Genomic DNA, 12,846 nt, shown 5'->3' with positions numbered 1-12,846 from the left:
TTGAAGGGAATTAGTTACTAATATTCCTTAAATTTCTCACCATCGGTATAGTCAATCCAATCTACTCTCCACTGTTTCTTTTTCAAAGTTGCAATATTTTCTGACGTAATTTGATTTTTTTCAGTAGGCGAATTGGAATTTGTGACGATAGTGCTTTGTATAGGATAAAGTAGTCCGTCCAATCCAACTCTTTCATACTCAATTTTTCCCAAAGGTAAACTATTAATCAAATTAGTCATAGCCTCTGCATTTATTTTATTTTCAGTACAATCTAAATATTCAATAGAACTACCTTTGAAATCCAAAGATGTTAGTTGGTTGTTTCTGCACAACAGACTTTTTACTGACCCTAAATTACCTAAATCAGTTAACTGGTTGTTGTTACAATTAAGTTTTTCTACGTGACCTAACTTCAACGATGTTAATTGATTATCAGAACAACGTAAAACAGAAATGCTTGAACCACTAACATTTAGTGATTTTAAGTTATTTTTTGAACAATCTAACAGCAATAATCTCATTCCTTTTACATTTAAGGTAGAGATTCCTGTTAAGCCACATCGGAGTACTTTAAGTTTTTTATTCTTTCTAACTTCTAATGAGGTAAGTTTTGTAGGTTTTTTTTTGTATACAGAACCAGAGGTCATAGTAGGGCCTCCTTTTTCATGATAAGGCTTTGTAATTTCACTTAAATTTAAAAAATCCAAATGAACCACATCTCCATAGATGGTAACCGTTTGTGATACTAATTTAAAAGCGTAAATATGAGTTCTGGGATAGTCTACGAGAACATATCCTAAGTCATGTTCATATTCCCTTTGAATTTCTGATAAGTCTTCCCCTTTTTCTTTTATACCATTGTTATTGATGTCAATCCAAACATTATTAGGAAGCTCTCCCCCCTCGTATTCGGAACCAAAAAGTCCTAATGTTAACGTATTTCCTATGGGCTCAGTGGTTGTAAAAGTCATTCTTGGAATTAGTTTAGTTATATCAACTTCAACAATTGCCTGCTCATTCGTATTCTTGTCAAATACTATAACTGAACTTTTTCCCTCTTTAATCCCTTTTACGGTAACAGTCGTTTTTGAAAAAGTAGTGGTCGCTATTTTTGTATCCGTAACAGCTACTGAATAATTACCACTTCCAGAAATAATCTCAAAGGTTGCTTTGTCATCTGCTTCAACCTCTAAGTTAGTAACACTAACTTTAAGACTTTCTGTTTGTTTGTCTTGCTCACAACTTACGAGCACTGTTGCCACTACTGCTAGAAGTATTGTGCGTAAAAGCATCTCTTTTTATTTTTATTAAAATGGATAAGACGGTACCTGAAATTCGATAATTACTGAATTATTTTCCTTTTTGTAAGAAAGTATTGCTTCAATTAGCAAAGTAGTGTCTTTTACTCGATAAAAATTTGTTGTATCAGAACTTTTTAAAAGAGTATATTTTTTTTCTAACCACTTGGTTATAGACGCCAAAGTATAATAAGAATTCAAAGAAACTGATAGGATGACGTATGATCTGTATGCATTACCTCCTTGATAGTGAGAATATTGATATTCTTTTTCAGTACCTTTATTAAAAATACAAATAGAATATGGTCTGTAAAGCTCTTCCATAGCATTTTTAACTATAATTTCACCCCCCGTATGCCTGTAACTATTAACAAATTCGTTTGAAGTAGATACAGGTATCGGATCAATGAAAAGAGGGATATATGGATGTATTTTTACTTTTACAACTACCTGTTGATGACTTATTTTGTCAAGAACAATTACTGTTGTTTCGCCCTCTTTAATCCCGTTTACGGTAACAGTCGTTTCTGAAAAAGTAGCGGTCGCTATTTTTGTATCCGTAACAGTTACTGAATAATTACCACTTCCAGAAATAATCTCAAAGGTTGCTTTGTCATCTGCTTCAACCTCTAAGTTAGTAACACTAACTTTAAGACTTTCTGTTTGTTTGTCTTTCTCACAACCAATTGTAGTCACCACTAATAGCAGCATTACTACATAATTAATAGTTCTTCTCATATTTTATGTATTTTAATTTAGTCGGCTAATGTATACATTACAAGTCTAAAATCCAAATTATTACTATTAAATTTAGTATTTATTTAACTCACTATAAAAAAAATAACAATTTTTCACATTTTTTAATTGTCAATAATTTCCAGAATTTGCCGGGTATGTTCTTTGGTTTTGACTTTATGTATAACGTGGGTAATGACGTGATTTTCATCTAAAATAAAGGTGGTTCGGTGGATTCCGTCAAAGATTTTTCCCATAAATTTTTTTTCACCCCAAACGCCAAATAGTTTGATAATTTCTTTATTTTCATCAGCGAGTAACACAAAAGGAAGATTGTTTTTAGTCGTGAAATTGGTCTGTTTACTTACCGAATCGGCACTAATTCCCATAATTTCGTACCCTTTTTCCTTTAAAAGTTGATAGCCGTCACGCAAATTACAAGCCTGTGTTGTACAGCCCGGCGTGCTTGCTTTCGGATAGAAAAAAATAATCAGTTTCTTTCCTTGAAAATCCGAAAGTTTTAACGTTTTTCCGTTTTGGTCGGTTGATGAAAAGTCGGTTACTTGGTCGCCTATTTTTAGCATATTATTTATTTGATTATTAATTATTTAAAAGGAAATAATAAAGGAAGAACAAAAATCATTACAAGCCCCATCAAGATTTGCAACGGAAGCCCCACCCGCACGTAATCCATAAACGTATAGCGTCCAGCGGACATTACCAGTGCATTGGGCGGGGTTGAAAACGGAGAGGCAAAGCACATACTCGCCCCCACAGCTACGGCAAACAAAAAGGCTTGCGGATTCAGTCCCAGTGAAACTGCCGATTGAAAAGCAATCGGAGCTAACAACACCGCCGTTGCCGTATTGCTGATAAACATTGTCATCAGTGAGGTGGTAAAGTAAATCCCTGCCAGAAGTATATAAGGGCTTCGTTGCCCCAAATTATTCACTAACGTATTGGATACCAATTGAGAAACACCTGTTTTTTCAAGCGCCAGAGCCATCGGAAGCATAGCGGCAATCAGCACGACACTTTCCCAATTGATGGTTTTATAAGCCGATTCCACATTGCGTAAAGCTCCTGATAGCACCATCAACAGCGAGGCAATCAACACAGCCGTTACCGGAGCTATCGGGATAAAATCAAACATCATCGCGCCAACCATCGCTACCATTATAAGAGCGGCAATGGGGGCTTTATGCGTCAGTGTTACTTTTGAGGCTTCGGTCATCGGTTGCCCCAAAACTACTAACTGACTGCGTTCGGCATCCAATTGGGCAATGTGTTGCCACGTTCCTTGCACTAATAAAATGTCGCCCGAGTGCATTTTTTCGTCTTTCAGATGTTGTAATATATAGGTGTCTTTGCGTTGTATTCCTAAAATATTTAATCCGAAATGTTCTCTGAGTTTTGAGGCTTTTATGGGGAGATTTACAAGTTTTGAAGCCGGCATAATCAACACTTCGGCAATTCCAATTTCTTGAAAATTAAGCACATCTGATTGTTTTTCTTCGGTTTGATGCGTGTCTAACAACAGCAATTCGTTTTCTGAAACCATTTTTTGAACGTTTTCAAATTCACCGCGCAAGTACAAAATATCGCCCTCAAAAACAGTGGTTTCGGCATTTACCACTTCTTGATTTCCGGTTTTAAAAAACGGATTGTTAGTGAGCGATTTACGCCTAATTTCCAATACCGAAATTTGGTATTTTTCATAAACGCCGATATCTTTAATAGTTTTGCCTTCAAACGGAGAATTTTTCCGGATTTGTATTCGGTATAAGTTTTTAGAAAGCTGATATTCATTGACCAAATCGTGTAGTGATTTGCCTTTTTTTCGATTTTCAGAAGCTGATTTTTCTTTTTTTGTAAGTAAAAATTTACTGGCGGGAATCAAAAACAATACACCAACCACCAAACAAACAATGCCTACGGGTGTAAACGAAAAAAACGTAAGTTGTTGATAGCCACCTTTTATAAGCACGCCGTCAATAACTAAATTCGGAGGTGTACCGATTAATGTCATCATACCACCCATACTGCTGGCAAAAGCCATCGGCATTAATAAACGACTCGTATTGATGTTGGAACTCATCGCCATACTTACCACAATGGGCAACATCAACGCCACCGTTCCAGTATTGCTCACAAACGCCCCGATGAGCGAAGTTACGAGCATCAACAAAATTAAAAGTTTGATTTCACTATCGCCCGCCAATTGAAGAATTTTACTGCTAATCATTTTGGCAAGCCCTGTTTGAAAAATAGCACCTCCTACAATAAAAAGCCCTATCATCATAATTACCACCGAGTTAGAAAAGCCTGAAAGCGCCTCTTCGGGGGTGAGAATACCAAAAATAATCAAGCAAACCAACGAGCATAAAGCCACTAAATCAGAGCGAATTTTACCGCTCATAAACAACACTGCCGAAACTAAAAGAATGCTAAGCGTTATGTACATATCCGTTGCTGTTTTCAATTTTTTCGAGTTCTCAAAGGTACGAATAAAATTTGATATAATTCGTTTTTTTTACGATTTTGTGATGCTTTTTTGTATCTTTGAGCCGAATTTTAACATAAAAAACGATGACGCTAATATTAAATCATCAAGATATTCAACATAAAATCAAGCGAATAGCTTATCAGATTTACGAAACCAATGCTGATGAAGCTCAAATTATTTTAGCCGGAATTCAAGGCAACGGTTATCTTTTTGCCGAAAAATTAAAAGCCGTGCTCGATGAAATTTGTCCCATTGAGGTGGTTTTATGCAAGGTAAACATCAACAAAAAAAATCCGTTGGAAACCGTAACAACTTCAATAAAAACAACAGATTACGAAAATAAAACCGTTGTTTTGGTAGATGATGTGTTAAATTCAGGCTTAACGCTCATCTACGGCGTAAAACATTTTTTAGAAGTTCCGTTAAAGAAATTAACAACAGCCGTTTTAGTAAACCGAAATCATAAAAATTTTCCGGTAAAGGCTGATTTTAAAGGTATTTCGCTCTCAACCTCATTGCAAGAACACGTTTGCGTGGCGTTTGATGACGGAAATTACACGGCTTATTTAGAGTAATCTCAACTGCCAGATTGACATAAATTGCAAAAATGGCACAGTTTTCTCTGTGTATAAGGCGATTTTTTAATTTAATTATTTTGATTATGAGTACAAAAAAAAATATAGACGAAACTTTTGATACAACCGAAGAGCTTCAAAAAGAAGAAGTTATGCTTGAATCCGAAAATAAAGAAACCAACGAAAATCCTCAAAATAATTTAGAGGAAGAATTGGCAAAAGAAAAAGATAAGTTTTTACGCCTCTTTGCCGAGTTTGAAAACTACAAAAAACGCACTTCAAAAGAGCGTATGGAGTTGTTCAAAACCGCCGGGCAAGACATTTTGTCAGCAATGTTGCCAATCGTTGATGATTTTGATCGGGCTTTGGTTGAAATTTCAAAATCGGGCGACGAAAATTTGGTTAAAGGCGTTGAACTCATTTACAACAAATTGATGAACACCTTGAAATCAAAAGGTTTGGAAAAAGTCGAAGCCGCTTCGGGCGATGCTTTTGACAGCGAAATCCACGAGGCAATCACACAAATTCCGGCACCTTCCGATGAGTTGAAAGGGAAAATTATTGACGTGGTTGAAAAAGGCTACAAATTAGCCGATAGAATTATTCGCTACCCCAAAGTAGTTGTAGGACAGTAAGTTATTTTCAATGAAAAAAGATTATTACGAAATATTAGGAGTTCCAAAAACGGCAACCGCAGCCGAAATTAAAAAAGCGTACCGACAACAAGCCATAAAATACCACCCTGACAAAAATCCGGGTGACAAGCAAGCCGAAGAAAACTTCAAACTGGCTGCCGAAGCCTATGAAGTGCTGAGCGATGAAAACAAACGTGCTCAGTATGACCGATTTGGGCACGCTGCTTTTGATAACGGCGGACACGGATACCACTCCACAATGGAGGATATTTTCTCGCATTTCGGTGATATTTTCGGTGGGCATTTTTCCGGTTTTTCAGGTTTTGGCGGTTTTGGTGGCGGCAGTCACCAACAAACGCGCCTGCGAGGTGAAAATTTGCGAGTACGCCTGAAAGTTTCATTGGAAGACGTTGTTAAAGGAACAGAAAAGAAACTAAAAGTAAAACGAAAAGTACAAGCCGAAGGCGTTACCTACAAAAGTTGCCCCACCTGTAACGGGCGCGGACAAGTGGTTCGCCAGATTAACACTCCGCTGGGCGTGATGCAAACCGCAAGCACTTGTTCGGCTTGTTCAGGAAGCGGACAAATCATTGACCATCGCCCGGAAGAGGCTGATAATCAAGGTTTAAAAGTGGTTGAAGAAACCATTTCGGTAAAAATTCCGGCAGGAATTATGGAAGGTATGCAACTGCAAGTCAGCGGAAAAGGTAACGAAGCCCCCGGAAAAAATAGCATTGCGGGTGATTTGCTCGTAGTAATTGAAGAGCAAGAACACGAAACACTTAAACGTGAAGGCGAAAATTTGCATTACGACCTGTATATCAGCTTTTCAGAAGCCGTTTTAGGTGCTTCAAAAGAAATAGAAACTGCAACGGGCAAAGTGCGCATTAAGTTGGAAGAAGGCATTCAATCAGGAAAAATTCTCCGATTAAAAGGAAAAGGCGTTCCGAGTTTAAATGGTTATGGTTCAGGTGATTTAATCGTTCACGTAAATGTATGGACGCCCAAAAATCTTTCCGAAAAACAAAAAGAATTTTTCAGAGAAATGCTAAACGATGCCGATTTCAAACCACAACCGCAAAAATCGGACAAATCCTTTTTTGAAAAAGTAAGAGAAATGTTTTCATAAAATAATTAAATTTTGGTGATAAAAGTCGGAAGTTGTACTGAATGTTCAAACTTTCGACTTTTATTTTTTGTTTTTTTAGTATGAAATTCAAATTAATTAGTATTTTTGCAAAAAAAAAAATTATGAGAAAAATAAGCTTGATTATTTTTTTGTTAGTTATTTTTTCGTGTAAAACCAATCCTTTTACGGGGAAAAGCACGCTTAATTTCACGCCCAACAGCACGTTGTTCCCGATGGCGTTCAATCAGTATTCTTCTTTTTTAAAGGAAAATAAGGTAATTAAAGGAACGCCCGAAGCCGAAATGGTAAAACGGGTGGGCGAACGCATCGCCAAAGCCGCTAAATTATGGCTCGATACCAACGGATATAAAGATTACCTGAAAGATTACAAATGGGAATATAATTTAGTTGATAATAAGCAAGTTAATGCGTGGTGTATGCCCGGTGGCGGAATCGTTTTTTACACCGGAATATTGCCCGTTACACAAAATGAAGCCGGTATGGCAGTGGTGATGGGGCACGAAGTGGCTCACGCTTTGGCTGACCACGGGGCGCAACGTATGAGTGCGGGTACCATTCAGCAATTAGGAGCCATTGTTGGTAACGTGGCGCTTCAAAACAGCAAATACAAAAATTACACCAATGAATTTAATATGGCTTACGGACTGACAACCAACATGGCGGGAATGTTGCCTTTCAGCCGTTCACACGAAACCGAAGCCGATGAAATCGGAATTCGTTTGATGGCTATTGCCGGTTACAATCCGGAAGAAGCACCCAAACTTTGGGAACGTATGCAGGCGTTGAGTGGCAATTCAACACCTGAGTTGCTCAGCACCCACCCTTCAAACGCCTCACGTATCGCCAACCTACAACGAATGGTGCCACAGGCAAAAGCCGAAGCCGCCAAATTTGGTGTAACAAGTTTTAGGTAATCAATAAAAAACATCAGAAAAATCATCAAAAAGTGCCTACTATTTTTATAGGCACTTTTTTATTTTAAATTAAAGGTATATTTAAAAAAATTATCTTTTAACTTTTCTTTAAGTAAAAAAATAGTACTTTTGGCTCGTGCAAATCACAACATTGTGTTGTGATTTATTGTTTTGAGTTTATAATTATTTGAAAATGAAGAAAAAAGTAGCTGTTGTTATGGGCGGATATTCAGGGGAACGGGAGGTTTCCTTACGAAGTGGTCAGCTCATTTTAGATAGTTTAGCCCCCCAAAAATACGATATTTTTGAGGTTCATATTCTGCCCGAAGGCTGGTTTTTGGTTGAAAACGATACCAAATTCCCGATTCAAAAAGGCGATTTTTCCGTGCAGAAAAATAATCAAAAAATTACTTTTGACGTGATTGTCAATACCATACACGGAACGCCGGGTGAAGACGGACAGCTACAAGCCTATTGGAAACTGCTCCAAATTCCGTTTACGGGTTGTGATTTCTATCAATCGGCATTGACATTCAACAAACGCGATACGCTTTCGGTATTGGCAAAATTCGGAATAAAAAAAGCCGAATCGGTGTACGCTTCAAAAAACGAAACCATTAATAAAGAAGAAGTTATCCAAAAATTAGGGCTTCCGTTGTTTGTAAAAGCCAATCGCTCAGGAAGCAGTTTGGGGGTTTCAAAAGTAAACCACGCATCAGAATTTGACCAAGCCTTACGGACTGCCTTTGAGGTAGATACCGAAATTTTAATCGAATCGTTTTTAAACGGACGTGAAATTTCGGTGGGCGTTTTTAAATTTAACGGAAAAACGACTGTTGTGGGGCATACCGAAATTATTTCGGAAAACGATTTCTTTGATTATCAGGCTAAATACGAAGGAAAATCAAAGGAAATCACTCCGGCAAGCCTCTCCCCTGCCATTGAGCAACGGATTAACCAAACTTCCGTGAAAATTTATGAAGCGTTGAATATGAGTGGTTTCTCGCGGATTGATTACATTGTAATGGACGAAATTCCGTATTTTATTGAAATAAACACCAATCCGGGGCTTTCACCGCAAAGCATTTTTCCGCAACAGGTGGTTCACAAAGGTTGGCAGTTTTCGGATTTATTAGATTCTGAAATTGAGCTTGCTTTTCAACGATAAAACACACAGCACAAATGAAAAGAGCATTATTTCCGGGGTCGTTTGACCCTATTACGCTGGGGCATTATGACATTATTCATCGCGCATTGGATTTGTTTGATGAAATTGTGGTTGCCATCGGGGTGAATAACGACAAAAATTATATGTTTTCGGTTGAAGAACGCAAAAAATTTATTGAAAAAGCCTTTGCCGATGAACCCAAGGTAAAAGTAACTACTTATCAAGGGCTTACGGTGGATTATTGTAAAGAAATTGATGCGCAATTCATCTTGCGGGGGCTTCGAAATCCGGCTGATTTTGAGTTTGAAAAAGCTATTGCGCATACCAACCGAACGCTTTCAAAAATCGAAACCGTTTTTTTATTGACAGCTGCCGGCACATCGTTCATATCATCGTCCATCGTACGCGACGTTATCCGAAACAACGGCGATTACACCGTTTTAGTGCCTAAAAGCGTCCGAATTGAAAAAATATAAATTACCTATTGAAAAAACTTTGTGAATTTGAGTTGTTTTATAACTCATTGATAAATAATAAAATAAAACATTAAAATCAAAAATTATGTGTGGAATCGTAGGTTACTTGGGCAGCAGGGCTGCCTTTCCCGTTGTGATTGACGGGTTGAAGCGATTGGAATATCGCGGTTATGACAGTGCCGGCTTTGTTTTGAATGCCGACCAATTTTTCAATGTAAAAACCAAAGGAAAAGTCTCTGATTTGGAAAAGAAAGCGGGCGATAAAGTGCCTTCTTTCGGTTGTGGAATGGGGCATACGCGTTGGGCAACGCACGGTGTTCCGAATGACGTAAATTCACATCCGCATTTGTCCAATTCGGGCAAAATTGCCATTATCCACAACGGAATCATTGAAAATTACGACAGCATCAAACAGCGGTTAATTCAAGAAGGATTTACCTTTACATCGGATACTGACACCGAAGTTTTGGTGAATTTCATCGAATATTTCAAAGAGAAAGAAAACGCATCATTAGAAACCGCCGTGAGGCACGCCTTAAACGAAGTGGTTGGTGCGTATGCCATTGCGGTTATGGAAGAAGGTCGTCCGGAAGAAATCGTGGTGGCGCGTTTGGGTAGTCCGCTTGTGATTGGCATTGGTGAGAATGAATATTTTATCGCTTCTGATGCTTCGCCTTTTGTAGAATATACCAAAAACGCACTCTATTTGGAAGACGGTGAGATGGCTACTATCCGATTGGATAAACCGTTGAACGTTCGTAAAATCATTACAAATGAGCAGGTTACGCCACTGATGCAAGAATTGAAAATCAGTTTGGAAGCCATTGAAAAAGGCGGATACGACCATTTTATGCTTAAAGAAATTTTTGAGCAACCCAAATCGGTTCAAGATACGATGCGCGGTCGTTTGCTTGATGATTGTTCAACAAAACTGTCAGGCGTTGATAATCATATCGATACGTTTTTAAACGCACAACGCATCATCATTGTCGCTTGCGGAACGTCGTGGCACGCGGGGTTGGTAGGCGAATATTTGTTTGAGGAGTTTGCCCGAATTCCCGTAGAGGTGGAATATGCTTCGGAATTTCGGTATCGAAATCCGATAATCCGTAAAGATGATATCGTCATAGCTATCTCACAATCAGGTGAAACCGCCGATACGTTGGCAGCTTTGAAACTCGCCAAAGAAAAAGGAGCTTTTATTTACGGAATTTGTAATGTGGTGGGTTCTTCCATTGCACGAATCACACATTCAGGGACTTACACTCACGCAGGTCCTGAAATCGGAGTAGCTTCAACCAAAGCATTTACCACTCAATTAACCGTATTGACACTCATTGCCTTGCATCTGGGGCAACGAAAAGGAACGATTGACAAACAAACTTACCAAAGTTTGACGCACGATTTGGCAAATATTCCGAGTTTGATTGAAAAAACGCTCAAAAATACGCACCAAACAGCCATAACAATTGCTGAAAATTACAAAAATGCGGCTAATTGCCTTTATTTAGGGCGCGGGTTTAATTTCCCAACGGCATTGGAAGGAGCATTGAAACTCAAAGAAATATCGTACATTCACGCCGAAGGCTATCCGGCTGCCGAAATGAAACACGGTCCCATAGCGTTGATTGATGAAAATATGCCCGTGATTTTCATTGCGCCTCTCAAAGGGCATTATGACAAAATCGTTTCAAATGCACAGGAAATTAAATCGCGCAAAGGAAAAATTATAGCCGTGGTTACGCAAGGCGATACACAAATGGCAGCCATTGCCGACCACGTGATTGAAATTCCGGAAGTTAGCGAAGCACTTTCGCCTATGTTGGCTTCGGTTCCGTTGCAGCTCCTCTCCTACTACATCGCCGTAAAACGAGGATGTAACGTGGATCAACCCCGAAATTTGGCAAAATCCGTAACGGTTGAATAGATTTATAATTTATAGAAAATCAGTAGTTTAGATGATTCTACTAAACTGCTGATTTCTTTTTTATTATTGGTAAATGAAAGAAAAAAAACTACGTTTTCACAAACGCATAGCCACAGCCTTGTTTTTGCTGATGACCCTGCTATATGTCGTGATGGTTATCTTACAAAAAAAAGTACCCGAATGGCAACTAACCGGTTATATCAAAGCCTTTGCCGAAGCCGCAATGGTAGGCGCTTTGGCTGATTGGTTTGCCGTAACGGCGCTGTTTCACAAGCCTTTGGGGTTGCCCATTCCGCATACGAACTTGATTGAAAACCGCAAGAAAGACATCGGGGATAATTTGGGGAATTTCGTGGTGGAAAACTTTTTAAAACCCGAAAATATTCGTCCGTATGTTCAAAATATAAATGTATCCGATTTTATCGCCAACTGGATTAATAAAGAGAAGAACATCAATAATTTAACAAACAACTTTCAAGTAAAACTTCAAGAAATAATTCAAAATATTGACGATACAAAAATTTCGCTTTTTATCACGGAAAAAGCTAAATCATTACTTGAAGAAATAAACCTTAATGAACTAACAAGTAATATTTTAGAATATTTATTAAAAGAAAAAGAACATCACAACATCATTGATTTTATTTCCTTAAAAATTGAAACGTATATTTTAGAAAATAAAGACTTTATTCACAAACGGATTTCACAGGAAAGCGCCTTTTTCATTCCTGATTTTGTGGATAAAATTTTGGCAGAAAAAATCACAAACGGTTTGGCTGCTTATATGAATGAAATTACCGAAAATAAAGAACATCCTGTGCGTCAAGAAATTGAAACCGAGCTTTTAAAGTTTGCTGCGGATTTGAAAAGCAAACCTCATTGGCAAGATAAAATGAATGCTTTAAAAGCCAATCTGTTGCAGTCTGAAAATTTCCAAAAATATTCCGATACCTTGTGGCAATATATCAAAAAAAGCATTTCGGACGATTTGCTCAAACCCGCTGAAAATTCGGTTTTGAAAACCTATTTCAAACAAAATATTTCACGATTTGCCACGCAACTGCAAACCGACACCAAGTTACAAAACCAACTCAACGGGTGGACTCAAAAAACGCTGTATCAATTCATTATAAAAAACAAAAATGAAGTTGGCGGACTCATAAGCCGTACCGTAGGGAATTGGCAAGGGCGTGAATTGAGCCAAAAATTAGAGCTCGAAGTAGGTAAAGACCTGCAATTTATCCGCATCAACGGTACGTTGGTTGGCGGATTGGTGGGACTTTTAATCTATGTGCTGACCCAATTTTTTTGAGCATCTTAGCTCTTCAAATTAATTTTTCAGGTCAAAATTTTCAAAAACAAAGTAACGGCAGAAAAATTATTTTGTTAAAGTTTTAGCTTATATACAAAAAAATAATATATTTGCAATTCCAATTGAGATAGAAAAAGCAATGAAAACTAC

At 37.9% G+C, this 12,846-nt stretch carries 12 protein-coding genes; 8 read left to right on the top strand and 4 right to left on the bottom strand.

Annotated elements, in window-relative coordinates:
* Positions 1-17 precede the first annotated feature (17 nt).
* From Q4D72_RS07985 to Q4D72_RS07970, 4 genes are all read right to left on the bottom strand, one after another.
* Positions 18-1,292: a hypothetical protein gene (locus Q4D72_RS07985; RefSeq protein ID WP_303077279.1), complete on the bottom strand. Its 1,275-nt coding sequence runs from the start codon at positions 1,290-1,292 to the stop codon at positions 18-20.
* Positions 1,293-1,307: 15 nt separating this feature from the next.
* Positions 1,308-2,036: a hypothetical protein gene (locus tag Q4D72_RS07980; RefSeq protein ID WP_303077277.1), complete on the bottom strand. Its 729-nt coding sequence runs from the start codon at positions 2,034-2,036 to the stop codon at positions 1,308-1,310.
* Positions 2,037-2,158: 122 nt separating this feature from the next.
* Entirely contained in the window at positions 2,159-2,617 is a 459-nt protein-coding gene (bcp, locus tag Q4D72_RS07975) for a thioredoxin-dependent thiol peroxidase (RefSeq protein WP_303077276.1), read from the bottom strand.
* Between the two features lie 20 nt (positions 2,618-2,637).
* Positions 2,638-4,497 (bottom strand): SLC13 family permease, encoded by a 1,860-nt coding sequence (locus Q4D72_RS07970; protein ID WP_303077331.1) that lies wholly within the window; start codon positions 4,495-4,497, stop codon positions 2,638-2,640.
* 125 nt (positions 4,498-4,622) lie between these two features.
* On the opposite strand from Q4D72_RS07970, the gene Q4D72_RS07965 reads away from it, so the two are divergent.
* From Q4D72_RS07965 to Q4D72_RS07930, 8 genes are all read left to right on the top strand, one after another.
* On the top strand, positions 4,623-5,114 hold the full coding sequence (locus Q4D72_RS07965) for a phosphoribosyltransferase family protein (RefSeq protein WP_303077274.1): 492 nt from the start codon (positions 4,623-4,625) through the stop codon (positions 5,112-5,114).
* Between the two features lie 152 nt (positions 5,115-5,266).
* Positions 5,267-5,749: a nucleotide exchange factor GrpE gene (locus Q4D72_RS07960; protein WP_303077330.1), complete on the top strand. Its 483-nt coding sequence runs from the start codon at positions 5,267-5,269 to the stop codon at positions 5,747-5,749.
* Positions 5,750-5,759: 10 nt separating this feature from the next.
* Entirely contained in the window at positions 5,760-6,878 is a 1,119-nt protein-coding gene (gene dnaJ, locus Q4D72_RS07955) for a molecular chaperone DnaJ (protein ID WP_303077272.1), read from the top strand.
* 122 nt (positions 6,879-7,000) lie between these two features.
* Positions 7,001-7,813, top strand: a complete 813-nt coding sequence (locus Q4D72_RS07950; protein ID WP_303077271.1) for a M48 family metallopeptidase — start codon at positions 7,001-7,003, stop codon at positions 7,811-7,813.
* 193 nt (positions 7,814-8,006) lie between these two features.
* Entirely contained in the window at positions 8,007-8,981 is a 975-nt protein-coding gene (locus tag Q4D72_RS07945) for a D-alanine--D-alanine ligase (protein ID WP_303077270.1), read from the top strand.
* 14 nt (positions 8,982-8,995) lie between these two features.
* Positions 8,996-9,457, top strand: coding sequence for a pantetheine-phosphate adenylyltransferase (gene coaD / locus Q4D72_RS07940; RefSeq protein ID WP_303077269.1), 462 nt, complete (start codon positions 8,996-8,998; stop codon positions 9,455-9,457).
* Between the two features lie 85 nt (positions 9,458-9,542).
* Positions 9,543-11,384 (top strand): glutamine--fructose-6-phosphate transaminase (isomerizing), encoded by a 1,842-nt coding sequence (gene glmS, locus Q4D72_RS07935; protein ID WP_303077268.1) that lies wholly within the window; start codon positions 9,543-9,545, stop codon positions 11,382-11,384.
* A 73-nt stretch (positions 11,385-11,457) separates the two neighbouring features.
* Complete coding sequence (locus Q4D72_RS07930; protein ID WP_303077267.1) at positions 11,458-12,696, top strand: DUF445 domain-containing protein; 1,239 nt, start codon at positions 11,458-11,460, stop codon at positions 12,694-12,696.
* Positions 12,697-12,846: the final 150 nt, after the last annotated feature.

The sequence above is a fragment of the Capnocytophaga sp. genome (genome assembly GCF_030532915.1).
In the GTDB taxonomy this organism is placed as follows: domain Bacteria; phylum Bacteroidota; class Bacteroidia; order Flavobacteriales; family Flavobacteriaceae; genus Capnocytophaga.
The sequence above is the reverse complement of the archived record's forward strand: the minus strand, read 5'-3'. Positions and strand labels throughout refer to the sequence as shown.

Excerpts from the sequence above, each read along its gene's own strand:
- Q4D72_RS07960 (WP_303077330.1), top strand. The coding sequence starts at position 5,267 with ATGCTTGAATCCGAAAATAAAGAAACCAACGAAAATCCTCAAAATAAT.
- Q4D72_RS07950 (WP_303077271.1), top strand. The coding sequence starts at position 7,001 with ATGAGAAAAATAAGCTTGATTATTTTTTTGTTAGTTATTTTTTCGTGT.
- dnaJ (WP_303077272.1), top strand. The coding sequence starts at position 5,760 with ATGAAAAAAGATTATTACGAAATATTAGGAGTTCCAAAAACGGCAACC.
- Q4D72_RS07945 (WP_303077270.1), top strand. The coding sequence starts at position 8,007 with ATGAAGAAAAAAGTAGCTGTTGTTATGGGCGGATATTCAGGGGAACGG.
- Q4D72_RS07965 (WP_303077274.1), top strand. The coding sequence starts at position 4,623 with ATGACGCTAATATTAAATCATCAAGATATTCAACATAAAATCAAGCGA.
- glmS (WP_303077268.1), top strand. The coding sequence starts at position 9,543 with ATGTGTGGAATCGTAGGTTACTTGGGCAGCAGGGCTGCCTTTCCCGTT.
- Q4D72_RS07985 (WP_303077279.1), bottom strand. The coding sequence starts at position 1,292 with ATGCTTTTACGCACAATACTTCTAGCAGTAGTGGCAACAGTGCTCGTA.
- Q4D72_RS07980 (WP_303077277.1), bottom strand. The coding sequence starts at position 2,036 with ATGAGAAGAACTATTAATTATGTAGTAATGCTGCTATTAGTGGTGACT.
- Q4D72_RS07970 (WP_303077331.1), bottom strand. The coding sequence starts at position 4,497 with ATGTACATAACGCTTAGCATTCTTTTAGTTTCGGCAGTGTTGTTTATG.
- Q4D72_RS07930 (WP_303077267.1), top strand. The coding sequence starts at position 11,458 with ATGAAAGAAAAAAAACTACGTTTTCACAAACGCATAGCCACAGCCTTG.
- coaD (WP_303077269.1), top strand. The coding sequence starts at position 8,996 with ATGAAAAGAGCATTATTTCCGGGGTCGTTTGACCCTATTACGCTGGGG.
- bcp (WP_303077276.1), bottom strand. The coding sequence starts at position 2,617 with ATGCTAAAAATAGGCGACCAAGTAACCGACTTTTCATCAACCGACCAA.